Annotated in this window: 20 protein-coding genes and 5 pseudogenes; 17 read left to right on the top strand and 8 right to left on the bottom strand. The window is 35.3% G+C overall.

Features of this window, described 5'->3' with window-relative positions; genetic code table 11:
• Positions 1-554: 554 nt before the first annotated feature.
• The 14 genes and pseudogenes from ABWU36_RS04270 to ABWU36_RS04205 all read left to right on the top strand — a co-directional run bounded on the left by ABWU36_RS04270 (position 555) and on the right by ABWU36_RS04205 (position 14,482).
• The gene (locus tag ABWU36_RS04270) at positions 555-2,753 is read left to right on the top strand and encodes an AAA family ATPase (RefSeq protein WP_353273050.1); all 2,199 of its coding nucleotides are present in this window, start codon (positions 555-557) and stop codon (positions 2,751-2,753) included.
• Positions 2,754-3,819: 1,066 nt separating this feature from the next.
• On the top strand, positions 3,820-4,239 hold the full coding sequence (locus ABWU36_RS04265; protein WP_264688160.1) for a hypothetical protein: 420 nt from the start codon (positions 3,820-3,822) through the stop codon (positions 4,237-4,239).
• 305 nt (positions 4,240-4,544) lie between these two features.
• Positions 4,545-5,012 (top strand): crossover junction endodeoxyribonuclease RuvC, encoded by a 468-nt coding sequence (locus tag ABWU36_RS04260; RefSeq protein WP_353273049.1) that lies wholly within the window; start codon positions 4,545-4,547, stop codon positions 5,010-5,012.
• A 190-nt stretch (positions 5,013-5,202) separates the two neighbouring features.
• Positions 5,203-6,439, top strand: a pseudogene (locus tag ABWU36_RS04255) (DNA modification methylase).
• A 53-nt stretch (positions 6,440-6,492) separates the two neighbouring features.
• Positions 6,493-6,969, top strand: coding sequence for a hypothetical protein (locus ABWU36_RS04250; protein WP_353273220.1), 477 nt, complete (start codon positions 6,493-6,495; stop codon positions 6,967-6,969).
• On the top strand, positions 6,969-7,214 hold the full coding sequence (locus ABWU36_RS04245; protein WP_253308919.1) for a hypothetical protein: 246 nt from the start codon (positions 6,969-6,971) through the stop codon (positions 7,212-7,214). Before ABWU36_RS04250 ends, ABWU36_RS04245 begins: the two co-directional genes overlap by 1 nt.
• A pseudogene (locus ABWU36_RS04240) lies at positions 7,211-9,026 on the top strand (phage terminase large subunit family protein). Before ABWU36_RS04245 ends, ABWU36_RS04240 begins: the two are co-directional and overlap by 4 nt.
• Positions 9,026-9,259 carry a gpW family protein gene (locus tag ABWU36_RS04235; RefSeq protein WP_265017265.1) on the top strand — a complete coding sequence of 78 codons (234 nt, stop codon included), beginning with the start codon at positions 9,026-9,028 and terminating at the stop codon, positions 9,257-9,259. Before ABWU36_RS04240 ends, ABWU36_RS04235 begins: the two are co-directional and overlap by 1 nt.
• A 40-nt stretch (positions 9,260-9,299) precedes the next feature.
• The gene (locus ABWU36_RS04230) at positions 9,300-9,557 is read left to right on the top strand and encodes a hypothetical protein (protein WP_264688165.1); all 258 of its coding nucleotides are present in this window, start codon (positions 9,300-9,302) and stop codon (positions 9,555-9,557) included.
• Positions 9,554-9,814 carry a type II toxin-antitoxin system RelE family toxin gene (locus ABWU36_RS04225; RefSeq protein WP_253303276.1) on the top strand — a complete coding sequence of 87 codons (261 nt, stop codon included), beginning with the start codon at positions 9,554-9,556 and terminating at the stop codon, positions 9,812-9,814. Before ABWU36_RS04230 ends, ABWU36_RS04225 begins: the two co-directional genes overlap by 4 nt.
• Positions 9,815-9,894: 80 nt before the next feature.
• Positions 9,895-11,125, top strand: a pseudogene (locus ABWU36_RS04220) (IS256-like element ISWpi15 family transposase).
• 147 nt (positions 11,126-11,272) lie between these two features.
• Positions 11,273-12,700 (top strand): phage portal protein, encoded by a 1,428-nt coding sequence (locus tag ABWU36_RS04215; protein ID WP_353273048.1) that lies wholly within the window; start codon positions 11,273-11,275, stop codon positions 12,698-12,700.
• A gap of 21 nt (positions 12,701-12,721) precedes the next feature.
• A pseudogene (locus ABWU36_RS04210) lies at positions 12,722-13,306 on the top strand (S49 family peptidase); the annotation flags it as partial.
• Between the two features lie 216 nt (positions 13,307-13,522).
• Positions 13,523-14,482, top strand: a complete 960-nt coding sequence (locus ABWU36_RS04205; protein ID WP_253308968.1) for an IS110 family transposase — start codon at positions 13,523-13,525, stop codon at positions 14,480-14,482.
• A 112-nt stretch (positions 14,483-14,594) separates the two neighbouring features.
• On the opposite strand, the pseudogene ABWU36_RS04200 reads toward ABWU36_RS04205, so the two are convergent.
• The 8 genes and pseudogenes from ABWU36_RS04200 to mutL form a co-directional block, all read right to left on the bottom strand.
• Positions 14,595-14,804 (bottom strand): annotated as a pseudogene (locus ABWU36_RS04200) (major capsid protein); the annotation flags it as partial.
• A 34-nt stretch (positions 14,805-14,838) separates the two neighbouring features.
• A complete protein-coding gene (locus ABWU36_RS04195) occupies positions 14,839-15,216 on the bottom strand; it encodes a head decoration protein (protein WP_264687786.1) in 378 nt (125 codons plus the stop codon).
• Between the two features lie 239 nt (positions 15,217-15,455).
• Positions 15,456-15,644, bottom strand: coding sequence for a hypothetical protein (locus ABWU36_RS04190; RefSeq protein ID WP_353273047.1), 189 nt, complete (start codon positions 15,642-15,644; stop codon positions 15,456-15,458).
• Between the two features lie 34 nt (positions 15,645-15,678).
• A complete protein-coding gene (locus ABWU36_RS04185) occupies positions 15,679-16,587 on the bottom strand; it encodes a helix-turn-helix domain-containing protein (protein WP_006013992.1) in 909 nt (302 codons plus the stop codon).
• 86 nt (positions 16,588-16,673) lie between these two features.
• On the bottom strand, positions 16,674-17,870 hold the full coding sequence (locus ABWU36_RS04180) for a hypothetical protein (protein WP_213863739.1): 1,197 nt from the start codon (positions 17,868-17,870) through the stop codon (positions 16,674-16,676).
• A 170-nt stretch (positions 17,871-18,040) separates the two neighbouring features.
• The gene (locus tag ABWU36_RS04175) at positions 18,041-18,715 is read right to left on the bottom strand and encodes a RadC family protein (RefSeq protein ID WP_250777646.1); all 675 of its coding nucleotides are present in this window, start codon (positions 18,713-18,715) and stop codon (positions 18,041-18,043) included.
• A 169-nt stretch (positions 18,716-18,884) separates the two neighbouring features.
• Positions 18,885-19,823: a helix-turn-helix domain-containing protein gene (locus ABWU36_RS04170; protein ID WP_226079672.1), complete on the bottom strand. Its 939-nt coding sequence runs from the start codon at positions 19,821-19,823 to the stop codon at positions 18,885-18,887.
• A gap of 68 nt (positions 19,824-19,891) precedes the next feature.
• On the bottom strand, positions 19,892-21,688 hold the full coding sequence (gene mutL, locus ABWU36_RS04165) for a DNA mismatch repair endonuclease MutL (protein WP_353273046.1): 1,797 nt from the start codon (positions 21,686-21,688) through the stop codon (positions 19,892-19,894).
• Between the two features lie 429 nt (positions 21,689-22,117).
• On the opposite strand from mutL, the gene ABWU36_RS04160 reads away from it, so the two are divergent.
• From ABWU36_RS04160 to ABWU36_RS04150, 3 genes are all read left to right on the top strand, one after another.
• Entirely contained in the window at positions 22,118-23,008 is an 891-nt protein-coding gene (locus ABWU36_RS04160; protein WP_353273045.1) for an ankyrin repeat domain-containing protein, read from the top strand.
• Positions 23,004-24,719, top strand: a complete 1,716-nt coding sequence (locus tag ABWU36_RS04155) for an ankyrin repeat domain-containing protein (protein WP_353273219.1) — start codon at positions 23,004-23,006, stop codon at positions 24,717-24,719. Before ABWU36_RS04160 ends, ABWU36_RS04155 begins: the two co-directional genes overlap by 5 nt.
• A 95-nt stretch (positions 24,720-24,814) precedes the next feature.
• Complete coding sequence (locus ABWU36_RS04150; RefSeq protein WP_174516910.1) at positions 24,815-25,894, top strand: ankyrin repeat domain-containing protein; 1,080 nt, start codon at positions 24,815-24,817, stop codon at positions 25,892-25,894.
• Positions 25,895-25,897 lie beyond the last annotated feature (3 nt).

Here is a 25,897-nt window from a genome sequence, read left to right as displayed (position 1 = left end):
TTTTAGCGCCTGTAATGCCCTTTAAAATTTGAATAAAAGGCATCTTTAACAATTCTATTCGTGAACCAAAAAGTAATTGCTGTTTTCAGAAACTTTTCATTTTTACAGATGGCTTGAAAAGATTATCATTAAATCCTTAATAGGTAGGCCAAAGATATTACTTCTCCAAAGAAAAAAAATTTAATTTTTTCAGAAAAAGTCATAAGAAACCCGGTATATATATAGTAGAGGGTTTTCTATCAAAGACATCATTATGAATTATATAGCAGAAAGAAACATTAGTTTTTTTAATTTATTTTAAATATATCAACAGAATAAAAACTAAGTGGTTGACATGGTGAGTAAAATGTAGTAGAATTATAATAGAGTATTTTTTCTTAAAAGAAAGAAGATACTAAAACCTCACTTTTCACCTGAACTGACTTCCTTTATTTCTTAATACAGCCTTGCCAAAAGAACCCCCACCGTAGTTTTTACTTACACAATGAAAGAGTAAGACCCCAACCTTACTCAAAAACCTTTCAAACGCTTAATCTTAAAAGGAGCTCCAATTTATGGTACAAGATTTTTTAACTGATGTCAAACAAAAAAATACTTTAAATGATGAATATTATGATTTTAACAATACTGTCTCACATTTAGAACCATTAGAGCAATTTGATGTAGAAGAGATAAAAAGACAACTATTATTAAACATAAGATCATGCCTTTCTTATTTATTCCCAAGGGGAACTTTTCATGGAGATGAATTCAGAATAGGTGATGTGCATGGTAACAAAGGACAAAGCCTCAGAGTAGCATTAACTGGTGGAAAAGCTGGACTCTGGCAGGATTTTGCAACTGGGCAGAAGGGTGATGTTCTTGATATTTGGGCAGGTGCACAGGGAAAAGATACAAAGAGAGACTTTTGTGAAGTGATGGCCTCTATAAGTGAATGGCTTGGCAAAAAATGCGCAAAGGCTGACGAAGATTTCGAGAAATTTATTACCCACAGTTGGAATTATTATGATGAAAATGGTCAGGTCATTGTAAAAGTTTATCGTTCCGATCCTCCTGGAAAGAAAAAAGTATACAAGCCTTTTGATGTAAAACAATCTAAGTTTGCTGCACCAAAAATAAGGCCTCTATACAACATCCCAGGAATTTTAAAGTCTGATAAAGTTGTTCTGGTTGAAGGAGAAAAATGTGCTGAAGCGCTGATAGAACAAGGGATTGCAGCTATAACAACAATGTCTGGAGCAAACGCAGATGTTGATAAAACAGACTGGTCACCCCTAAAGGGTAAAAATATTATTATTTGGCCAGATAATGATGAAGCAGGTAATAAATACGCCAAAAATGCTGAAAAAAAGCTTTTAGAGATCGGAGTTGCATCACTTGCTGTTCTTGAGATTCCGCAAGGTAAACCTGAGAAATGGGATGCTGCTGATTGTGTAGAGGAAGGTATAGATGTCAAAGAGTTTTTAGCTTCAACTCTGTTACTTACTATTGATACTCCAGCTACTGATACTTCAAATATGAAAAGTTTAGAAAGATCCACAAAACAGCCACTTAACATTTTAGATTGGAGTGCAGAGCGCTTTGTAGGTCCGGTACCAGAGCAAAAGTTTCTTGTTGAAGGGATATTTCCTTTAGGTGTTACTTCAATAATAGCAGCAATGGGAGATACAGGCAAAGGAATGCTACTTCTTGATTTAGCACTTAAAGTTGCAAGTAATAGAGATCAAATGTGTGGCTTTGGTTCACTTGTTACTGAACATGGATCAGTAGTGATTTTTTCAGCAGAAGATGATGCAAGTGAGATACACCGCCGCTTAGAACGACTCGACCCTAAGTGTGAAAGGTTGAAACATAAAGATAAATTATTTATTGTACCACTGCCAAACGTTAGAGGATCACTTACAATACTCAGAAATGTTCGTGGTAAAATCGTCGAAGTTTCTCCTGAATTCGAATCCGTAATGAAACAGCTCGAGGAAATTAAAGATCTGAAATTGATAGTATTTGATCCACTTGCTTCATTTATCCATGCAGATATAAATGCTGATCCTGCTGTAGGGGATTATCTAATGTGCTTATTATCTGATTTAGCATGTAGTACTGGAGCTTCGATAATTACTGCTCATCACATGAGCAAGCCAAAAGGAGAAAAACCGATATTAACTGCTGAACAAGCACGCGATGCAATTAGAGGTACCTCTGCTCTTGTTAATGGTGTTAGATGCTCATACGCTTTTTGGCCAATAGAAAATACAGCTAGGCTAGAAATCTTTAAGGCAGTAGGAGAAACACCAAGACAGAATGCTTTGTTTCATGGGGCAGTTGTGAAGGCCAATGGTTTAGCTGATCGCACTGTAAGAACTTACCTAAGAAATCAGGAAACAGGGCTACTAGAAGATATAACAATACAACTAACAGTTAAAAATGCTAGTGAAAAAGACCTTAAAATATGTCTTACTGATGCAATTACACGATCTGCTGTTGCAGGACACCCATTTACTCACACAGGAAGCACAGGAGTATATAAGCAACGGCATAGACTACCTGAAGTTTTTCACAGCATGGGAAGGGATAGACTAGAGCGTATGGTACAGGAACTTTTACAGGTAAAGCAGTTAGTTAAAGTGATGTCTACAGGTTCAAAAGAGGATAAGTGGCTTGACATTCCAACTGGACCATTTGCTTGTGGTATAGGAAAGTTCACTCTTGGAGCTGAAGATTTTAGCTATAGGCAAAATTTAATGTTAGGATAAGTCTTTTTTTATGGGTAAAAATATTTTAGAGTTTACCCAGTTTTCTCTATTGCCCTTTCAATCTATAGCTACTATCAATTTACATCCACTCAACTAAAACGCTAATCTTAGCACTGAAGATTACGATATAATTTTCAACTAAAGATAGGTAGAATATATAAGAAATAGCACCGCCAATGATTGTATTACATTCCTAATTCCTAGGTTCCTAAATCAGTAATTAGAAATCAGGGATCTAAATTCTGCGTGAGAGCTAGCTTTTTTACCTACATTCCTAAAAGCGTTCCTAGAAATCATGTATCTAAAGTCAGCCATTATAGCGGATTCTACGTTCCTAAAACCCTTATATATTATATATATATAATAGTAATAAATAATAATAGTAACGATAATAATATAAAATAATAGTAAAACACAAATAGAGTACAATAACTTAAACAGCAAAAAAAAGAAGTCCAGAAAGGTTGCCACAAAACATTATTAAGATATTTACATTTAATGAAAGATACAATTAGCGCGGTTTTAAAACGATTCTACGACTTCAGGGTACAATTATACCACCAAGACCTAAGTTGCTCATGTAGAGTAGCTTAAAACTCGATTACAAGGCATTTCTAAATTATTTTTTACTTTAAACTTTTACTTGTTATAAAAAAATCCCTGCTTTAGTTTATCACGTTTTTTATTCGTTGTAAAATATTTTTTCAAAAAAGTGAACAGTTTTCATAATTTCGGTATAGCAAAGTATGTCAGTAGAACAGCTTTTGTTTAAAATCTCTGAGCAATTAATTGCAAAACTCTCAGTGATGAAATCAGCAAATTGTAGAGGTAGCTCAAGGAAAAAAGTTTGAAGTTACTGCCATAGAAGAAGAAACACCGGATGAGAGGCTCATGGAATATTTCGATGATAACAACAACCCTTTTAATGCAAAAGCAATAACAGGTTTCTTTGCTTAGGCGTCTTATGTTCATTATGCACTCTTCAACTCATGATAAAGATTTAAAGCAACTTAGACAAGCTTTTACCTAAAAAAACTAAAGCTGAGACTAACAAATATGAGAAATCATGCAGAAAAGGAACTTAGACTTTTTGCGCGACAATATTGATGTTTTTAGACTTTTAGAAGAGGCTGAAATCTATGGCTATGTAGAAAAAAGAAAAGAAGCAACGATTGAGCTCATAAGGCTATTGACAATACAACCTGAGCTGAATTATAGAGGAGATAAATTTATACTAGATCTTATTTTGGATTATATAAAAGTTTTTGGAAAAGAGGTAGAAAGCTTAGAATCTGATATTAATATCTTAATCAACTTGCTGGAAAAAAGTATAGAGAGAAGAGAAATAGAAGAAAACTTAGATTCTGATATCGAAACCCGGATAAAAAAAAGGATAGAAGAAAGTAAAGACAAAAAAGAAGTGGAAAACTTAAAATCTGACACCAATGCCTTCATTGACCTACTGGATAAAAGGATAAAAGGATAAAAGGATAAAAGGATAAAAGAGTCAGAAGAAAACTTAGAAGAGATTGAAAAATGTAGAAATGAAGTGGAAAAGACTGAAAAAGAAACAATGGATAAAAGAAATAAGGTAGTGGAGCAACTATCAAGATTTAGATTATCTCAAACACCTTTACCAAATTGTGCAATAAAATGATAATTAATACTGAACAAAAAGTTACATTTACTGTATATAACTATTAGGGGGAGGAAACTCAGCTTATTGGGCATTAGCAAGTTTTTGATTGTCAAACAGGCTACTCATAGTTTTAAACAGTAAAATTATAGCAAATGCTAACACTCGACCTCGGCAAACAAACTGGCTGGGCTATTCTTACAGATGGAGTAATTCAAAGTGGGAGCAAAAATTTTCATGGTAGCCGTTTCAGCGGAGGTGGCATGTGCTTCTTAAGTTTTAGTAATTGGCTTAATTCCTTGAAAGACATTTCTGTAATGTATTTTGAAGAAGTAAGAAGACACCTTGGAACTGATGCTGCGCATTGTTATGGTGGTTTCTTTGCTGTTTTAGCTACTTGGTGTGAAAAGCATCATATACCATACAAAGGTGTTCCGGTGAAGACGATAAAACGTTTCATAGCAGGCAAAGGCAATGCAAGTAAGGGTGAAGTCATTGAAGCTGTGAAAGGCAAAGGTTTTTTTCCTCAAGACGATAATGAAGCAGATGCTTTGGCATTAATGTTTTACATAATGAGTTTTAGCGAATGCTGTGATATTAATATTTTACATAATGAGTTTTAATACTAATTCTACTATAAATAACGATTTTCATAACAAAGGACCAGAGTGAAATATGGGTCCTTCCCGCCAGCCAGGCTGACTTGGTAGCAAAAAGCCCAAACCTTCTCTAGCGTCAGACGTATTTTGATTATTAACTTTTTAATTAGTTGTTAAGAATTTAAATATAGCAATTTAATAAAATATTAAGAATATGAATTTAGCAATACACTACTATCCTATTGAAAATCTTGTCGAATATGATCGCAACCCTCGCAAGAATGACGATGTAGTAAACAGAATGTGCGCTTCAATTCGGGAGTTTGGTTTTCGTATTCCGATAGTTGCAAAAAGCGATGGAACTGTAGTTGATGGTCATTTAAGGCTTAAAGCAGCAAGGAAACTGGGTATGGAAAGTATTTCAGTGGTGCTCAGTGATAACTTAAGTGATGCCCAAACCAAAGCTTTTCGGTTACTGGCAAATCAATCAGCTAACTGGGCAAAGTGGGACGATGATCTTTTAAAGGTAGAAATTCAAGAGTTAGAAGATTTGCAGTTTGACCTCAAAATGACTGGATTTGAGCTAGAAAAAGTCCAACGCTTTCTTGATAACCTTGATGGAAGGGAAGAACAAGGGGAAAAGGGAGAAAAATTTTCTGATTTAGCTGGTGATGACAAAAAAGTGGAAATAACAAAACCAGGGGATCTGTGGATTTTAGGTGGTCATCGAATCTACTGTGGTGATAGTTGTCTGGTTGAATCGTTTAAAGCGGTATTAGACGATAAAATGGCAGATATTACGGTGTGTGACCCTCCGTATAATGTAGCATATGGTGACAGTCAAGAGAGAGAAGACAAGAAGATATTAAACGATGATCAAGGTGAAAAATACGAACTTTTTCTGTATGACATTTGTACTCACGTTTTAGCATACACCAAAGGGGCAATTTACATTTGTGCATCATCATCTGAGCTTTCGACCTTGCAAAAAGTATTTGAAGAAGCAGGTGGAAGATGGTCGACATTCATCATTTGGGCAAAGAATCATTTTACGCTAGGAAGATCTGATTACCAAAGACAATACGAAGCAATACTCTACGGTTGGAAAAACGGCAATAAACGTGAGTGGCATGGAGGACGCAATCAAAGTGACCTATGGTTTTACGATAAGCCAACGTACAACTCGCTGCACCCAACGATGAAACCAGTGGAGTTAATGGAGAGAGCGATAGTAAACAGCAGTAGACCAGGACATAGTTCTTGATCCATTTAGTGGTTCTGGGAGTACATTAATTGCCTGTGAGAGGACAGGAAGAATCTGTAGGACGATAGAGCTAGATCCTACGTTTGTAGATGTAACGATAAAGCGTTGGCAGGTGTATACGGGAAGAGATTCCACCCTTTTTGGTTCTGGTAAAACTTTCGCACAAATTCAAGAATCAAGACAGTAAGGGATGAAATAAGGGAAAAAAGAGGGGAAAGAAAGGTGGAAAGAGGAAAAATCATGCAGACGGAATGGGCAAGAGAACTGGGAGTTTCAAAGCAGTACGTCTGTTACTTAGTAAAGAAAGGAATAGTTGAGCTGGAGGATGGTTTGATTGACCGAGAACAAGCAAATAGAGCAATAGAAGCAATTAGAGATCCAAGTCAACCACTGAGGAGAAAAGGTGGAGAAGAAGGGGAAAAAAGAGGAAATAATGAACTTTCCACGATGTTGCTTAAAACCCGGATAAAAAACGAGATGGAGCGGGGAAAACTGCTGGAGGCAAAAGCAAAAGCTGAAATTGGTGAACTTATCTCAGTAGAGGAAGTAAAGACTGAAGCATTTAACGTGGCAAGAGTAGTGAGAAACAATCTCCTCAATATCCCAGACAGAGTATCAGCATTACTAGCATCGATGAACGACACAGAGAAGATCCATAAAACGTTAACAGAAGAGATTACCAATGTACTCGAAGAATTATCGAAAAATACATTTTAATGACTACTGTTAATTTATATTCAAATAATTTAAAATTATTAAAGAAAATTAGTAGACGCCTTATAATAATAGGCTCAATAGCTATAAGCATCTCTATTTCTACAGCATATGCAGGAATAATTGCAGTCATTATTCTAAGTTGTTTTGCTAAAGAATCAACAGATGTCCACTGTAAACAACCAAGTTCTACTTTTACCGATATGGAAGTAGAAAATGTAGCAAAATTTTGGCAGGCAATGGTGTGATATATAGCAGTAGCTTTTATACAGGGTTAAAGCCAGATCCGCTACTTAAAGTATCAGAGTGGGCAGATAGAAATCGTCAACTTTCAACGATAGCATCATCAGAGCCGGGGAAATGGAGGACAGAGAGAACGCCGTACCTTAGAGAAATAATGGATTCACTATCTTCGTCTTCACCGGCTGAAAAGGTGGTATTCATGAAAGGAGCGCAAATTGGAGGAACAGAAGCTGGAAATAACTGGATCGGTTATATTATCGACCAAACACCAGGCCCTATGCTGGTAGTACAGCCAACAGTTGAAATGGGCAAGCGCTGGTCAAAGGGAAGATTTGCGCCGCTCATTGAAGATACCCCATGTTTAAGGAGTAAAATAAAAGATCCAAGGTCGAGAGATTCAGGCAATACTGTGCAGAGCAAAGAGTTTCCAGGAGGAACGGTAGTAGTAACAGGTGCCAATAGTCCAGTGGGTCTGCGTTCAATGCCGGTAAGATATCTTTTTTTAGATGAAGTAGATGCATATCCAGGAGATTCAGGAGGAGAAGGAGATCCAGTTCTTCTCAGTATCGCGCGAACTAATACTTTTGCTCGTCGAAAGATTTTTTTGGTATCGACACCAACAGTTCACGGAATAAGCAGAATAGAGAAGGAATTTGAGAGTTCAGACAAACGTTACTTTTTTGTACCTTGTCCACATTGTAATTACTATCAGGTGCTAAAATGGCCACAGATAAAGTGGGAAGATAAAGAACCCTCAACAGCCCACTACGTTTGCATAGAGTGTAGGGGAGAAATAAAAAATCATCAGAAAACGGAGATGCTAGCTAGAGGTGAATGGAGAGCTACAGGGAAAGAAGGAAAAAAAGAGGCAAAAATAGGATTCCACCTTTCAAGCTTGTATAGCCCAGTAGGCTGGTATAGTTGGAAACAAGCAGTAGAAGATTATCTACATGCAAAGGAAAATGAACAATTACTGAAAGTTTGGATAAATACAACACTCGGAGAAACTTGGGTAGATAAAGGAGAAGTACCAGACTGGAAGCAACTATTTGAGCGTCGAGAAAATTTTCCGATAGGTACGGTGCCAAAAGGTGGAAAAATAGTGTTAACGGCAGGGGTTGATGTACAAAAAGATCGTCTAGAGGCAGAGATTGTAGCATGGGGAAGAAATCGAGAAAGTTGGTCAATAGACTACCAAGTATTTGAAGGAGATCCGGGAGGAGAAGAAGTATGGGAAAAACTTTCAGAGCTTTTGAATCATCATTTTATCGGTGAAAATGGGCTTGAATACATGATAAGTATGATGGCGGTAGATGCTGGGTATGCAACACAAGAGGTATACAACTGGGTAAGGAGTCATCAAGGTAATGGCAGTGAAAGGAGCAAACAAAGCGCTAGTGCCACTTAGCAGCCCAAGTAGAGTAGATGTAACAGTTAGCGGACAAAAGCTAAAGAGAGGAATGAAGCTGTGGCCAGTTGGGGTATCGATATTAAAGTCAGAGCTTTTTCAGCTACTTAATGTTTTAACAGAAGGGGCGCCGGGGTATTGTCATTTTCCAGAGTATCCACCTGAGTATTTTAAACAGCTAACCGCAGAGCAACTAATTACCAAAGTAGTAAAAGGATATACCAAACAAGAGTGGCAAAAGATAAGAGACCGAAATGAAGTACTAGATTGCAGAGTTTATGCAAGAGCTGCGTCTATTGCCCTGGGAATAGATAGATGGCCAGAAAGTAAATGGGAGAGTTTAGCAGGTGAAAAAGCTAAAAAGTCAAAGAGAGTGAGAAGAAGTCAATGGTTGAGTGAGAAAAGTTGATGTACAACCAAGAATATTTAACTCAAGTAGAAGAAGCGATAAAGAAGCTACAGAGCGGAGAGAGAGTAGTATCAATTGCGTACGGCGATCATGTGGTTAGGTATGGGGAAGTTCAGATAAAAGATCTATTGGATTTAAGACAACGAATCAAAGCAGAGTTAAAAGTTGCAGGTGTGAAGCCAAAGAGAAAGATTGTTATTTCAACGAGTAAGGGGATTGACAAAATTGTGTAAAAATGTTATAGTCTATAGTTGATGTTTTCTGGTTAATCATATGGCTCAAAGTCAAAAAAAGCTCAATATTAATGTAAGTTTCGAGGGTGAATTTGCTCAGTATCTTACAGAGGTCGCAAAAGCATGGAATAAAACTATACCAGAAGTTTTAGTGTGTCTTGTGAAAGAAGAATTTGAAGCAGAGAAAGAGATGGCTGAAATTATAAAAGAACGTGATGTGCCAGATGCAAAGACGGTCAGAAGTGAGGATGTCGATTGGGATAAAATATTATCTGCAAAGACAATTAAAGATGAGTGAAATACAATATTATCTATTCAGAAAAGGTTCTTGAGAGAGATTTCCTTACTTTACCACCAACAATAAGATCAAGAATTAGAAGAGCTATAGACGAGCGGCTTACAATTGATCCAATTAATCTTGGTAAACCATTAAGTGGTAGATTAGTAGGAAGTAAAAGATTAAGAGTAGGCGATTATCGGATTATTTATAAAGTAGATAAATTAGAGAACACAGTAATCATCACAGAAATAGGACACAGAAGTACCATTTATTAAGAGGTAAAGGGAGTGTTAAATAAACTGTGTCAAACCGAAAAAAAAGTAATAAATTGATATAAAAAAATGGAGGTTTGACAATGAGTCAGAAAGTAGTAAACAGAACTACCGGTTTGGTAGATTATAAAGAATTAGAAACAAATATCCTGTCGTCTATACGAGAAGGAAGACCGTTGACAGGAAGAGATGGAGCATTAACACCGTTTATAAAAAAGTTGCTGGAGGTAAGCCTGGAAGGTGAAATAGAAAACCACTTGTCGGCTGAAAGCGAAGAGAATAATCGAAGAAATGGGAGGAATGCAAAGACTTTACGTACAAGCGCAGGGTCATTTGAGCTTTTGACGCCAAGAGATAGGGAAGGAAGTTTCGAACCACAAATAGTCAAAAAAAGGCAAACAAACTTACATCCAGAGCTTGAAACGAAGATTTTGAGCACATTTGCCAGTGGTATGGGCTATAGAGATATAGTGTCACATGTTGAGGAAATTTATGATCACAAAATATCGGTGGCAGAGATATCAAGTATTACTGACAAATTGCTACCAGTAATCAACGAATGGCGTAGTCGCCTGCTGCAGTCTGTATATCCGATAGTTTTCATGGTTTTTTAAAGTCAAAGAGGACGGGCATTGCGTAAGTAAATGCATGTATAACATATTAGGCATAGATCAAAATGGCAAAAAAGAAGTATTAGGTTTTTATTTGGCTGAAAGTGAAGGAGCTAACTTCTGGTTGGGAGTGCTAAATGACCTCAAAGAAAGAGGAGTAGAAGATATCCTTATTGCCTGCGTTGATGGGCTGAAAAGCTTTCCTGCAGCTATAAACAGTGTCTTTCCTAATGCGGAAGTGCAGATGTGTATAGTGCATCAGATACGCAACTCACTGAAGTATGTGGCCAGTAAAGATGCGAAGAGTTTTTTGAGCGATTTAAAGAAGGTATATCAAGCTTCAAGCAAGGAAATTGCCGAGAATTATCTGTTGGAATTGGATGAAAAATGGGGCACAAAGTACCCTATGGTTATAAAATCTTGGCAGAATAATTGGGAAAACTTGTCTGGTTATTTTAAGTATTCTGGTCCAGTTAGGAGGATAATCTACACCACCAATCCCATAGAGGGGCTACATAGGCAAATTAGGAAATTCACTAAGACCAAAGGCTCATTTACCAGCATAAATGCCTTGTATAAGCAGGTATATTGTGCTATAAAGAAGGCAGAGGAAAAGTGGACGATGCCTGTACATGATTGGGCATTAACTATCTCTCAACTTGATGTTTTCTTTCCTGGCAGATTGAAAATTGAGTTGAACTAAAAATGCGGTTTGACACAGTTTATTTAACACTCCCGAGGTAAATGCACTATAATGACCAAATTCTCCAGCAGCTTGCTGAAATTTCTCAATATTAAACTATAAATTTGTGCAACAACCTGCTGCATAATTAAAACAATCAGAGGCTAAATGTTATTGAAATCATTCAAACAATTATTCCGGAAACCAAAAATCAAGAGCTCAGCGTGGGATGCATCAGGTTCAGGAAGGAGATTATTGCACTTTCAACCAGAGTCAGGAAGTATAAACAATTTGCTGTCTCAAAGCCTTGAGCACCTACGTAGTCGGTCTCGTGATATGGTAAGAAAGAACTCCTATGCAGCAAACATAATCGATACGATAGTGAGTAATTGCGTTGGAACAGGGATAAAACCGCAGTCAAAGGCGAAAGATGCAGAATTTCGGAAAAAAGTCCAAGAGTTATGGCTGAGATGGACAGATGAAGCAGACAGTAGCGGAGTGAGTGATTTTTATGGATTACAAGCTTTGGTTTGTAGGAGCATGATAGAAGGAGGAGAATGTTTTGTAAGACTCCGAACAAGAAAACGAGAAGATGGACTTTGTGTGCCGTTGCAACTGCAAGTACTGGAATCAGAGCATTTAGACAATAAGAGCAATCAAACCCTTGCCAATGGTAATGTAATTAGAAACGGCATTGAGTTCAATAGACTTGGGCAAAGAGAAGCATATTACCTATTTAGAGAACACCCTGGAGAAGGATCATTTGGCGAATCAGTTCGTGTACCAGCAAATGATGTTTTACATATCTATAGACCACTAAGACCTGGGCAGATTCGAGGAGTACCGTGGTTGTCCAGTGTACTGTTAAAGCTCTATGAACTTGATCAATATGACGATGCGGAATTAGTGAGAAAAAAGACTGCAGCAATGTTTGCGGGATTTATTACCAGACTTGATCCTGAAGCGAACATCATGGGAGAAGGAGAGAGTAATGAACAAGGAGTAGCGCTGTCAGGCTTAGAACCTGGGACTATGCAATTACTTGATCCCGGAGAAGATATTAAGTTCTCGGAACCATCAGATGTTGGAGGAAGTTATGAAGCATTCATGAAACAGCAGCTCAGGGCAATAGCAGTAGGCATGGGAATAACTTATGAGCAGCTAACAGGTGACTTAACAAATGTCAATTATTCATCAATCCGAGCCGGGTTAATAGAGTTTCGCCGGAGGTGCGGAATGTTACAGCATAACATAATGGTATTTCAATTTTGCCGGCCAGTATGGGATAGGTGGTTAGAGTTAGCAATACTATCTGGAGAACTAGACATAGGTGAAAAGTGGGTAAAAGAAGCGGCGAAAGAGGTAAAATGGATACCACAAGGATTTGATTGGGTGGATCCGCTAAAAGACCAGCAAGCACAGCAAATGGCGGTAAGGAATGGGTTTAAGAGCAGGTCAGAAGTGGTATCAGAACTTGGTTATGATGTAGAGGAAATAGACCAAGAAATTGCCGAAGATCAAAGATGTGCTAGTTCACTCAACTTAAGTTTTGACTCGGACGTCAGTAGTTTTAATTCTAATACTGAAATAATATAAGTGAGCTGGCTCAATAAACCGATGATGATAGAGCAAAGAAGCTTTGATTTATTGTCATTACATGTAGAGAAGCATCCAACGTTTAAAAACATAAAACATGCAGTAAGAAATAGTGAAAGGGGAATAAAAGTAATACCAATACATGGAATCTTGACGAAGAATTCAGAAGCTTTTGATGATGTGTTGGGGATGACATCGTATGAGAAGATACGTAAAGAGATAGAAGAAGCTTTAATAGATGAAGAAGTAGAAATAATAATTTTGGACATAGACAGCCCCGGAGGAGAAGTAAACGGTTTATTCGACCTTGCTGACTTTATTTACGAAGCAAGGGCATTAAAAAAGATCATAGCAATAGCAAATGATGATGCGTATTCTGCGGCGTATGCAATAGCGTCAAGTGCCGAAAAAGTATTTGTAAGCAGAACATCTGGGGTAGGAAGCATAGGAGTAATAGCAAGTCATATAGATCAAAGTGGGTTTGATGAAAAACAAGGGATAAAATATACCACAGTATTTGCAGGAAGTCGAAAAAACGATTTAAACCCGCATGAGCCAATAACATCAGAAAGTCTGGAAAGCTTACAAGAGGAAGTAGACCGCCTTATATGTTAAAAACAAGTTCATAAATATTACAAAGTGGTAATATTAAGAACATGCAGAGAAGAGGAACCGTAGATCGCCTTGGTCATAAAGGACCGTAATTTAGCAAGGTTCTCTTCCCTGATTATTTACTGAAAAGTTCCGAACAACTGATTGAGCTTTTAGGCTCGTATATAAGTGTGGAAAATGCAGTATTACATGTTATTCTATGGAGGAATTATGAATTTATCAAATATCATTGCTGGCATTGATGTTAGCAAAAATAAACTAGATATCCACATTCATCCACTTGGACATTATAAAGTATTTGAAAATAACGTTCAAGCTATTGATCAAATACTCGACTTTTTGCATTTACATAATGTAATCAAAGTTGGACTTGAAGCAACTGGTGGGTACGAAAAATTATGTGCTTATACTTTACTAAGCCATGGTTTCGAAGTATATGTAATTCAACCTAGATGGGTGAGAGACTATGCAAAAAGCCTTGGTATTGCTACTAAAACTGATAAAATAGACTGCAGCATTATCTCACGTTATATTAATAATACAGATATGCGCGTTACTCCTTTAAAAGTTAGTAATGTTGACTTCTTGAGGCAAAAGCTATCTCGTAGAAATCAACTAGTAGAAATGGCAAAAATACAAAAAACTCAAGCTCATCAAGTAACTGATATATCCATAATCAAACAAATGGAAGAGCTACTTGTCATATTACAGAATCAAATTCAAGTTTTAGAAGATGAGATGATTGAGTTGATTGAACAAAGTCAAGAGCTTAAAAAAAAATACATATCAATAACTAGTATACCAGGTGTAAGTAAAATCACAGCTATTACTATTATTTGTTATCTGCCAGAATTAGGAACTCTTCAAAGAAAGCAAATATCTAGCATTGCCGGAGTTGCACCTTTTAATCGAGACAGTGGTTTTAATAAAGGAAAAAGGTGCATTCAAGGCGGTAGGTCACAAATTAGAACAGTCTTGTATATGTGTATTCTTAGTGCGCGGAAATGGAATTCTTTCATAAAAACTTTTTTTGATAGGTTACATAATCAATATAAAAAACCATATAAAGTTGCTTCCACTGCTGCTATGAGAAAGTTACTTTTACTTGCTAACTCTTTAGTAAGAGATGACAGGGTTTTTACTGAGGAATACAGCCCTAAGTCTGCTTAGATCCAACACTAGCAGATTAGTGTGGATGTGGATAAGTGCGCTTACACAGACTGAAAGCACTTATCCACATCCACACTTTTTAAAAGAATTTAAATCAAATATTACAACTTATTTTTCCAACAGTTGCTGGTGCTCCTGGAACTTGAGTTGGAAGTAGTGCTAAAAAACCGTTTTGTTCTTCAATGGCAATATGGCGAAACCTTACTGATTTACTCGGAAAAAGTTTTAAACTTTCAGTTCGACCAAAACTAATTGGTAAAATATTAATAGCTCCAGTTAATGCTGTCATATTGAATGCTGGATTTGAAAGTGGATTTTGCATAATGTTTAGCTCCTATTAAAAATTAATATAAAATTCAGATTCCTTTACGGACAATAATACCCCTCTCTTCAAGTTGTTTTATTGCTGCTGTTTTTTGCTCTTCAGTTATATTTGCTGGCCAGACAATTGCATGATCAGCAAGTAAAGCTACGCGAGTAATGATTACTGCTTTAATATCTGCATCTTTACTATTTACATCGTTTATAATCACACCTATTGCTGTTTGAGTACCATCTGTGCCTAGCGGATTTAGAGCTCTTATAAAGCCCCCATCATCTGTCTTTTTGCTAACCACTGCTCCAAGCTTTAGGTTTTGTCCCTTAGCAACAGTAATTTGGTCACGTGAGTATAGATTTGATGCCTCATATTTTAAGAGGTCACCAAGATTATTTGGTTCAGTTATACAAGACATGTCTTTCTCCTGGAAATTTTGGCTGATAAAGTTATTAATTTTGTTTTTTCCGCTGAATTTGTAGTTGCTATAGTCCGCGGAATAGCTTTAGCTTTGTAGGTTTATATATTTTGTCGTGCCTTGGCTGCCTGCATCAATAAATCCTCCGAAATTACGTAAAATATGTTAAAAGCATCTTTGGCTTTATAGCCCACCAAGTAAAAATTATTTTTCAGTATTTTTCATTTCTCTATTGACTTTTAACACAACTGCTTATATGTTAAACTAATTTTGCTTGCTAATTTTGCCTGAGTATACCCTTGTACTATCCTACAACCTTCTATTTTTTTCCCCAGCTCGTAGCTTACTGAGCCAATATGCTCTGAATTATCATAGATAAATCCTCTAAAAGCTGTTTTTCCTACAGAAGCAAACATATATTCTATCACAAAAAAATCCACTATTGGCTAAGTTTTTATGAAATCACAAAAATTTCTCAATCATATAATTTGATAAGCCTGTCGTTTGCAAGATAATATCAACAGAAATTCCTTCTTTCACTAAATTCCTTGCAACTTCAATCTTCTTTTCCTCTCTGACCTTTTCTCTATAAACATGTATACCTTCAAATAAAGACTTGATTAGCATATCGCGTAATTCCCGACTCTCAATCTTTTTGTATTCTTCTATCAACTTTGATAGCTTTTCTTCCGCTTCACTATCCTCATCTGATTCGGGAAGTAGATCTATGATACTGATTGATAATACCTTTGCTATTTCATCTAACATTTCAAGTGAGACAGCAGCTCTCCCTTGTTCATATTCGTATATTCCTTGATTTGTTATGCCAACTTTATTCGCTAAATCTTTTTGTGTATATCCTCGTATCAATCTCCACTCTTTTATCCTTTGCCCTACTTTGTATGGAACCGGAATTTTGTTCTCCTCATACTCACCAATAGATAAGTTAGTTGTTCGAGAGATAACATGAGCAGAAACTCCTACTTTCATCAAACCCCTTGCTACTTCTATTTTTACCGCTTTTCTGCTTCTTTCCTCACTCAAACGAATAAATTTGGTTAATAAATAAAATACCTCGCTTAATTCTTTATCTTTATAACCCTTTACTAAATTTAATATTTCTTCATCTTCAAAATATCTTTTTTCATTTGGTAGCGTCTCTCCACAAACTAGACCTTTAACATTTACTGATAATGCTTCTGCTATAGCATATAATTTCTTAATTGGAATTTTACGACTCCCTTTTTCATATTGCAGTATTGCCCAGTACTTTACACCAACCTTCTCCGCTAAATCCTTCTGAGTATACCCTCTCTCTAACCTCCAATTTTTTACTTTTTGCCCTACCTCACAGTCTAGACTTTTTTCCATACAAAGAACCATACATATAATATTTTCTACTATAGCTCAAAGGCTCCAGATATAATGGTAGACTCTGGAACCTTAAAATAAATGAATTAAAGCCCCCTAAAAGTTTCTTTACTATTTTCACGTACTTTATCTACCCATGAAGACAATTTTTCACTTGGGCTATCAACCTCCTTCATAAGCTGCTTGCTATTCCATATGCCACATCTCATAAAACTTCCCTTTTCTACTGCTTCTTTAAGTTTTACTCCAGCAAAAAGACAATTTTTTCCTATTTCTTCGCCTCTTTCTTGTAATTTAGACCACATTTCCTTATTTTCTACTCTGACTTGTACTTGATCATATTTTTTTACATCGTGGTACAATATAATATCTAGCTTACCAATGCTTGTAGGAAATTCTAATATAATAGAGCTTCCATCTGACATATCGATATAGTTTCTTATACCTCCCTTCTCACTTTTAACCTCAACTGCATCATTGCCAATTTTTAAAATATTACTTCCTAGCTCTCTTTTTGCTTCCAGTATTTTGGCTACCTCTACCTTGCTATCCCCAGAAAATTCTATATACGATGTTGTATTATCTATTTCAACATCTATTAATTCTCCTTCTTGCACAGCACTTTCGCCAGCTTTCTCTAGTTCTTCTAGTCTCTCATCTATATGTGGCTGAACTTCTGGTTGTAGCTCATTATAGATTTCACCTATCAATTTATTCTCCAATAAAGTATCATGAAACTCTGCACCGTTTAGCATTAATTTACGTATTAGCTTTTTACGATCAGCCTTATCAAATTTATGAAAATGTGTGCCCAGTATCACATATTCCGCGAGGCTCCACTCTCCATCATTACATGCATTTAGCCTTGCTCCAGCAGCTAGTGCTTCGTCTACAACCTTGTGCAGTTCATTTGGACTTTTTGCTCTTACCACAGCACTCTTAAACCAGCTCAACTTTTCTGCACTTGGCTTTATTTTTTTCAAAGCTGAAGCAAATGGATTTTTATCTTCTTGATCACTTACAGGTTTTGTGCCATAAACATAGTCAAATCCTTTCCCATAGTTGATTTTGTTTTCGCGAACTTCTCTACCAGGGAAAGGTGCTATTTCTTCAGGCTTTTTAGCCTTATTAATTTTGCTTACAAAGGTGGATTGCTCCTTAGTACGACCAATTCCTACAATAGCATTTAACACCTCACCTTTTGATAATCTATCAAGATCAATGTTTAACTCGTAAGTACCTCCTTCTTGATCATCAAAAGGTACAATTATTTTATTAACCATATTAGCCTCCGCTATTAAATATACTTTACTAAGTCTATAACCGACTTTATTACTTTATTATTAATTCAATATATACTTTCTCATTAATTATAAGCAATGATTAATGTGATTGCAAATACTTTCTTCATTCAAGTAGTTAAACAACTCATGAAAATCTTCAAACATCTGCTTTATAACAGTCCTTGCTCTTTAAAGCTAAAATACCCAACACTTGTGATGATAATGTGATCCAGCAACCTAATCCCTATAGTCTGACAAGCTTTAGCCAAGTCTTTAGTTACAGCTTCATCCTCATCAGATGGCTTTAACCTTCCTTCTGGGTGGTTATGCGATATTATTATTGACGTCGCTTTTCTTATTAATGCCTTTCTTGTTACTTCTCTTATGTAAAAAGGTACCTTATCCACTGTACCAGTGAACACTTCTTCCCCCTTTAAACGGCACTTTTGATCAAAATATATTATTTTCATCTTTTCCTCCTCTGAATAACCAATACTCACCCTCAAATATTTTACTATGGTTTCCAAGTTATCCATTACAGGTCCTTTCTTTAACTCTTCTCTTGGTACTCTCTTTGCAGCTTCCTTTAGGCATAAAATTACTGCTACTGTAGAGTCAGTTATCCCTTCTATAGTTTTCAAGTCATCTATTTCCTGGCCTAAAACTCCTCCTATTCCAAAACTATCTATTAGCTTTCTAGCAATAATTCGAGCTTCTTCCCTGTCATGCACTGCACTTAGAAACGTTTCTATTACTTCACGATCAAGTAGTGCTTTACCGTTGCTTTCTAATGCTCTGAATTCTATTTCTTCTCTACGATCTTTACTGTTTTCCTTATTATTCATAAAAATTACCCTTCACTAATAACAAAATGTTTTTATATATTTACTGCTGTTTTTTGTCAGCATTGGCATAAGGCCATAGCTTTTGAGTGAAGTCAAATCAATTTTTCAATCTTTTTTACTTATTTTTTCATCAAAAAGTAAAGATATTAATAGATACTGATTTTTTATTTTAAATTTGTTGAATTTCGTCTAAAGAGATGCCCACTGTTTTTAAAATAATATTGATAGAAATTCCTTCCTTAACTAAATTCTTTGCAATTTTCATCTTTTCTACTCTCTTCACTTTCTCTTTGCAAACTTGTATGCTTTCAAACAGAGATTTTATTAGTACATGACGTAATTCTTGGCTTTTAATCTTTTTGTATTCTTCTATTAACCTTGATAGTTCCACTTCACTATTCTCATTTTCTCTTGTTTCTGGAAGCAGATCTGTAATATTAATTAATAGCATCTTTGCTATTTCATCTAACATTTCAAGTGAAACAGCAGCTCGTCCTTGTTCATATTCATATATTCTTTGATTTATTACGCCCACTTTGCTTGCTAAATCTTCTTGAGTGTATCCTCGTATCAATCTCCATTCTTTTATTCTTTGACCTACTTTATACGGAATAGAAATTTTTTTCTCATCATTATCATATTCATCAATAGATAAACTGGTCGTTTGAGAGATAACATGAGCAGAAACTCCTTCCTTAACTAAACCCTTTGCCACCTCTACTTTTACTGCCTTTCCACTTTCTTCCTCACTAATACGGATGAATTTAGTTAATAAATAAAACGTTTCACGTAATTCTTGGTCCTTAATCTCTTTATGTCTTCTTACTAGATTTAATATCTCTTCTTCCTCATACCTTTCCTCATTTGATACTTCTTGTCCGCAAGCTAGATCTCTAGCAGTTGTTGATAATGCTTCTGCTAATTCATATAACTTCTTAATTGAAATTCTGCGTGTTCCTTTTTCATATTGCAGTATTACCTGATATGTTGTATCGATTTTTTTTGCTAAATCTTTTTGAGTATATCCCTTTGCTAACCTACGATTTCTTACTTCCTGTCCTATTACTTTGTAATCTAAAAAATTAGAGCATTTATTCTCTTTTTTCACATTTTATACTCCATAACCAGAAGAGCTGTTACGTATACTTAATTGGGAACCTTTTTGACAAACTGAACTCATCTCCTTTCAAACAATTTTTCTATATCAATTAGTTTCATTTCTATATAAGTTGGTCTTTCATGACCAGAATATGGAGTTTTCTCAATTTGTCTTAGTATCTCATTCATCTCTTCCAATTTCATTTTTCTTCCTGCTCCATGGCAAGCGATTGTGGCTGATATTTTATTCACCTTATCCTCTATTGGCAACGTATCTTCCATTTCCATTAACTTATCTACTATATCAACTAGCATCTCTTTTATATCTATTGTTCCCAAGATTGCAGGTATTTCTTTTATCGTTACTTTATCTTCTGATTGTATTTCAATATCAAAACCCATTTCAAAAAGCTCATCTTTATAAGTTTTAACCATCCCCATTCCAGCTTGGTTTTTAATTTCAACTGTTTCAGGAAGAAGTTTTTGTCTTTTTATGCTTGATTTTTGCTTTAAGCACTCGTATATCAACCTCTCATAGGCTGCATGTTGATCTACTATAATCAGCCTATCTCCAGCCTCAGCAATAATGTAAGTATTGTGGACCTGACAACGTGCATATCCTAGGGGATGATCCTCTACCAAATCAATTTGCTTCCTTTCTAAAACCATCGTTCCCTTTTGGGGTGGGGATTCTCCATACTTAAAAGTTTCTGGTAAGCTTTGCCTTCTTTCATTTGGTGCATTGAATTCTTTCATTAGACGATTTTCTAAAAGACTTGGTCTCTTTTCATAAAACTCTTTTTGATCTTTTTTCTCTTGACTATCAACCTGCTCTTGGCTTTTACTATCATTAAAAATTAGCTCCTCTTCAATACCTTGATTACCCGCTGCAAATCTCGTTGATAGTGTTTTTATTATCCCTCTTCTCACTATTTCATATATTAGCCTTTTATTCTGAAATCTTACTTCCGATTTATTTGGATGCACATTTACATCTACTTGGTCATATGGTACTTCTAAATGCAACACTGCAAAAGGATACCTATTGTTTGGAATAAAATCGTGATACGCATATCTAATTGCACCAACAAGTAGATTGTCTTTTATTGGCCTTCCATTAACAAACGTATAAATCTGAGTTGAGTTGCCACGATTGACATTAGGTTTACAGATGTGTCCCTTAAGTTTGATGCCTTCTTCTTCCTCTTTAACTTCCAGTGAATTGCTTTGAAATTCTTCTTCTATTTCACATAATCTGTTGAACAGCGAAGTTTGCTTAACATATTTTAAGAGCTTTTTATTACCAGAAGTGAGAGTAAACCCAATACTATAATTAATCATCGCTAAGTTATTCACAATATCAACAATACTTTGTGTTTCTGCCCTTTCGGTTTTTAGAAACTTTAGTCTATTTGGTGTAGCAAAAAATAAGTCACGAACTTCAATATATGTACCTTGCAACAAAGAACAAGGGGTAATCTCTCTTATTTTTTCTCCTCCCTCATACCTTATAGACCATGCTTCCTTTGCTCCACTTGCCTTAGACGATAATTTCATTCTGCTTACTGCTGCAATTGAAGGTAAAGCTTCTCCCCTAAACCCAAGGTGCTTGATTTCTATTAACTCACTATCGCTTAATTTTGAAGTGGCATGCCTCATAAATGCTAGTTCTAAGTCGTCCTTTTCTATTCCATTTCCATCATCTGTCACAGTTATAAGGTTACGTCCACCACTTTCTATTTTGATCTCTATCTCTGAACTTCTAGCATCTATTGCATTTTCTACTAATTCCTTTACTACACTCGCTGGCCTTTCTATTACCTCTCCCGCTGCTATACGATTTATAGTTTTTGTGTCTAAAAGAATTATTGCCATATTTTCAACTCTCAGTCTGATCAGTTTAATATCAATTAAAATCAGATTGTCTATTAAATTCTATTCTAAGCCCTTTCATGAAGATCATTAGAATTATGTATAATTATTAATGCTTTTTAAGTGGATTTCCTATTGTTCTTTCTAAGTTCCTTGGTGCACGTAACGATTATTCTTTAAAAAGAATATTGGCTACTGAGAAGAATGAAGACATCTTCATCAGAAAAAAAAGGGGCAAAAACAGAGAAAATTGACGTAGCTACTTAAGGCAGGTGTCTCTATTGCAGCTGAGACAACTGATCTACTCATGATCAAATGAAAAAGTTATAAGCATACAGATTGGATTACAGTATCTTTTTTAAGAAGAAGATTTATCTTGCTTAAAAACTTGTAGATACTATATTTTACATAAATTCTTCATGCGAGGCCTTTATGTTTACTAATAGAATATCTAATAATCTGGATCAGCTGCAATTTTTTGTAGAGTTTTTAAATGAAAATTATGAAATTCAGAAACATCTTAGTCTTACACCACTACATTTAGCAGCAGGAAATGGTCAGTTGGATTTAGTCAACACTTTATTAGGAGAAGGTTTAGATATTAATTCAGAGATTAAGTACGATGGCTTTACGCCACTGTATTTTTCAATTGCAAAAAATCGCTTAGAGATGGTTAACTTTCTTATTGCTCATGGAGCAGATGTAAACCATAAGACCATTCTAGGCTTTACACCTTTAAGTTTTGCATCCCAGCAAGGATATTTAGATATAGTCAACACCTTGATTGCAAATGGAGCAGATCTTAGTACTAAAACAGATAAACTTAATACACCTTTACACCTAGCAGCAGAGAATGGTCATCTAGATATAGTAAATGTTTTTATTGAAAAGGGATTAGATGTTAATGCTGTAAATAATGATCAAGCAAGACCTTTGCATTCTGCAGTACAAAATGGTAACCTCGAAGTAGTTAAAGCTCTTATTTCACAAGGGTCTAATATTAACGCTGGATCTTCAGGCATAGGTAATCATAAAGTTGATGCAAACATTACACCTTTACATCTGGGAACACAAACTGGTAGGTTAGATATAGTTAAAGTTCTGCTTGAAGCGGGAGCAAACGTTAATGCAAAAACAGATGATAAGATTACACCTCTACATTTAGCGTCTCAAAATGGCTTTTTAGAGTTAGTAGACATTTTACTAAAAGCAAAATCTAATGTTAATGCTAAGGATTATGAGAATCTTACACCTCTACATTTAGCAGCAGAACGTAATCACTTTGGAGTAATTAAGTCTCTATCTTCTCGTAAGGGGAATTGATGTTAATGCTAAGGACCACGATAATTCCACAGCTTTACATATAGGATCTCAGAATGGTCACTTAGAAGTAGTGAAGCTACTAATAGAGAAAAAAGCCAATGTTAATGCTAAAAAAAACGAAGGTTTTACACCTTTGCATCTAGCAATTCAGCAAAGTCATTTCGAGGTGAGTGATTTTTTAATTAAAAATGGAGCAAACATTAACACCGTGGATGATCAGAATTGGACTCCTTTACATAATGCAGCATATAATGGTTTTTCTTTAAAAATAGTAGAGAGCTTAATTGTAAAAGGAGCAAATATAAATGCAAAGATGGATGATGGTAGAAGAGCTCTACATTTGGCAGCAGAACATAATCGCTTGGAAATAATGAATTTCTTGATTGAAAATGGAGCAGATATTAATGCTCTAGATAACAGAAGTTGGACTCCTCTACATTGTGCAGCATATGATGGTAATTTAGAAGTTGCTAAATCTTTGCTTGATAAAGGAGCAGACATTAATGCTAAAACAGTTAAAAGTACTACACCTCTACACTTTGCAGTAGACCATGATCATTTAGAGGTGGTTGAATTGCTCTTAGAAAAGGAAGCAGATATTAATGCTTTAGATCACACAAATTGGACTCCTTTACATTTTGCAGCAGAAAAAGGTTATGATCAGATAGCAACCGTTCTATTGAAACATGGTGCTGATGTAAATGTAAAAGAAAATCAAAATAAAGGCACAGCCCTACATCTTGCAGCTCAATATGGTCATCCTAAGGTAGTTAAAACTCTTATTATAAATGGAGCGGATGTTAATGCAAAAATGGATAAAAATGCTACGCCTTTACACTTAGGGGCACAAATTGGTAATTTAGATATAGTTAGGTCTCTACTTATGAGCGGAGCATACTTTAATGCTAGAGCTGAAGGAGGTAGATATGTTTTACCATTACACTTTGCAGAAAGAAGAGGAAACCCAGAAGTAATAAAATTACTAAAATTGGTTGAGAAGTTATTTAAGGCTATAGAAGATAATAATTATTTAGGAATTGAGAGTTCCATTAGAGATGGAGCAATCATTGATTCGAAGAACGTGGATGGAAGAACGCCATTACATTATGCTGTTAATAATGGGCACATAAAAGTTGTAAATATCTTGCTAGCAAATGGAGCTGATGCTACTCAAGTTACTAACAAGGGTAATACACCATTACACACTGCTGCTTCCAAAGGTCATAAAGAAATTATTGAAGCTTTGTTACAACGTGTAAGCCACAATAAATTGAGTGATTTTATTAATGCTAAAACAATAGTTAAAGGCACTACATCGTTGCATGTTGCTACTGAAAATAGCTTTTTCGAAGCTGTAAAATCTTTGTTGAAACATGGTGCAATTTATAACATCAAGAATAAAGAAGGTAAAACACCACTTGATCTTTCTCGAGACCAGAATATTACTAACCTATTGAAATTAGTAGAAGAGCTATTTGAAAATGCAAAAAATGGTAATGTTGAAATTATCAGTAAGCTGAGAGCAATAAAACCCGATGAGCGCGTAGCTGTAACAAATGCTCGTGATGATCAAGGCAAGTCATTAGTCCAGGTTGCAGTAATCAATAAACACTCAAACCTTGCAAGTAGATTATTAGAAATATTAAAAAGTCCAGATCAGAGTTTACAAGATGTCAGCGTAGAAAATCGAGTAAAGAGTTTAAAGTTATAGCTCTCTTAAATGAAACTCTAATGAGGGTGCCAAGATCTAGAAAATATACAAAAATTTTGTTACAAAATAGTGAAATTTAGGAAGATTTTAAAAATATGCTAAATAATAATATTAACAAAGAATTAGAAAAAGCAGTCTATGAGCGAAACTTAGAAAAAGTTAAAGCTCTTTTGTCTGCAGGTGCTAATGCTAACCTTAGAGTAGAAAGGAATAGAGATACGTTACTTCATACTACTAGTAGTGTAGAAATTACTAAAGAGCTTTTGTTAGGTGGTGCCGAAGTCAATTCAAGAAACATGTATAGTGAAACTCCACTACATTCTGCTATAACACTGGGGAAGGAATTAGAATTAGTTAGAGAACTTCTGAAACATGGTGCTGATGTAAATGCAACAAACCGTAAAGGCAATACTGCACTGAACCATGCTGTAAAAAAAAGTGGTAAAAATCTGGAAGTAGTTAAAGAACTATTAGAATATGGAGCTGATATTAATATAAGAAATCGTGAACGACGGCTTTATGATAATTGTTCCACATCTTTAGATAACGCTGTAAGTGATCTAGCATGCGCTAAATTGTTGATTAAATTTACTTTAGTAAGGAACTTCAATAAGGATTACGGAAAAATTATTGACTTATCTCCTTATAAAGGATGCAGTAATTACAGTAAATTATCAAGTTATCTAGATGACTGTGTTTGTGAAATTCTTCAAATGAAAACAGATGAAATAAAAGATAGCCTTCCACTATATGAATTTGTTACAAATAACTTCAACATACATGTACTATATAATAATCAATTATCTGTAAGACTAGCAAAAATTGATTATTCCATACGCTATCCTATATATAATGATATCATATTAGATAAGGTAAAACCTTTTTTAGAAAGAGCAGATTTGTTAAATAAGTTAAGTAAGATACAATTTTATACTAAATTAGATGTGGCAGATCAAGATGCCAAAGAAAAGAAAATTATTCTGGATCATGATTCTACATATAATATAACTGAATATCTATCTAATGATAACTTGTTAAACTTTATAGTAGCGTTTGATGATTCCAATAAACGTACTTTTCAATCTTTAAGTTCCTTAAATAATCTCGTAGAGCCTGGTACAAGACTTTATGAAACTTCTATAAGTAATGATACCAAACGTGCAAGATTAGAATAAATA

It is taken from the genome of Wolbachia endosymbiont (group A) of Portevinia maculata (assembly GCF_964028525.1).
Classification (GTDB): Bacteria; Pseudomonadota; Alphaproteobacteria; order Rickettsiales; family Anaplasmataceae; genus Wolbachia.
Note: the sequence above shows the minus strand (reverse complement) of the source record. Positions and strands in the feature narration are given on the sequence as shown.

Excerpts from the sequence above, each read along its gene's own strand:
- ABWU36_RS04185 (WP_006013992.1), bottom strand. The coding sequence starts at position 16,587 with ATGGAAAAAAGTCTAGACTGTGAGGTAGGGCAAAAAGTAAAAAATTGG.
- ABWU36_RS04260 (WP_353273049.1), top strand. The coding sequence starts at position 4,545 with ATGCTAACACTCGACCTCGGCAAACAAACTGGCTGGGCTATTCTTACA.
- ABWU36_RS04235 (WP_265017265.1), top strand. The coding sequence starts at position 9,026 with ATGTACAACCAAGAATATTTAACTCAAGTAGAAGAAGCGATAAAGAAG.
- ABWU36_RS04205 (WP_253308968.1), top strand. The coding sequence starts at position 13,523 with ATGAATTTATCAAATATCATTGCTGGCATTGATGTTAGCAAAAATAAA.
- ABWU36_RS04175 (WP_250777646.1), bottom strand. The coding sequence starts at position 18,715 with ATGAATAATAAGGAAAACAGTAAAGATCGTAGAGAAGAAATAGAATTC.
- mutL (WP_353273046.1), bottom strand. The coding sequence starts at position 21,688 with ATGGCAATAATTCTTTTAGACACAAAAACTATAAATCGTATAGCAGCG.
- ABWU36_RS04245 (WP_253308919.1), top strand. The coding sequence starts at position 6,969 with ATGACTACTGTTAATTTATATTCAAATAATTTAAAATTATTAAAGAAA.
- ABWU36_RS04215 (WP_353273048.1), top strand. The coding sequence starts at position 11,273 with ATGTTATTGAAATCATTCAAACAATTATTCCGGAAACCAAAAATCAAG.
- ABWU36_RS04265 (WP_264688160.1), top strand. The coding sequence starts at position 3,820 with ATGCAGAAAAGGAACTTAGACTTTTTGCGCGACAATATTGATGTTTTT.
- ABWU36_RS04250 (WP_353273220.1), top strand. The coding sequence starts at position 6,493 with ATGCAGACGGAATGGGCAAGAGAACTGGGAGTTTCAAAGCAGTACGTC.
- ABWU36_RS04195 (WP_264687786.1), bottom strand. The coding sequence starts at position 15,216 with ATGTCTTGTATAACTGAACCAAATAATCTTGGTGACCTCTTAAAATAT.
- ABWU36_RS04160 (WP_353273045.1), top strand. The coding sequence starts at position 22,118 with ATGTTTACTAATAGAATATCTAATAATCTGGATCAGCTGCAATTTTTT.
- ABWU36_RS04150 (WP_174516910.1), top strand. The coding sequence starts at position 24,815 with ATGCTAAATAATAATATTAACAAAGAATTAGAAAAAGCAGTCTATGAG.
- ABWU36_RS04270 (WP_353273050.1), top strand. The coding sequence starts at position 555 with ATGGTACAAGATTTTTTAACTGATGTCAAACAAAAAAATACTTTAAAT.
- ABWU36_RS04230 (WP_264688165.1), top strand. The coding sequence starts at position 9,300 with ATGGCTCAAAGTCAAAAAAAGCTCAATATTAATGTAAGTTTCGAGGGT.
- ABWU36_RS04180 (WP_213863739.1), bottom strand. The coding sequence starts at position 17,870 with ATGGTTAATAAAATAATTGTACCTTTTGATGATCAAGAAGGAGGTACT.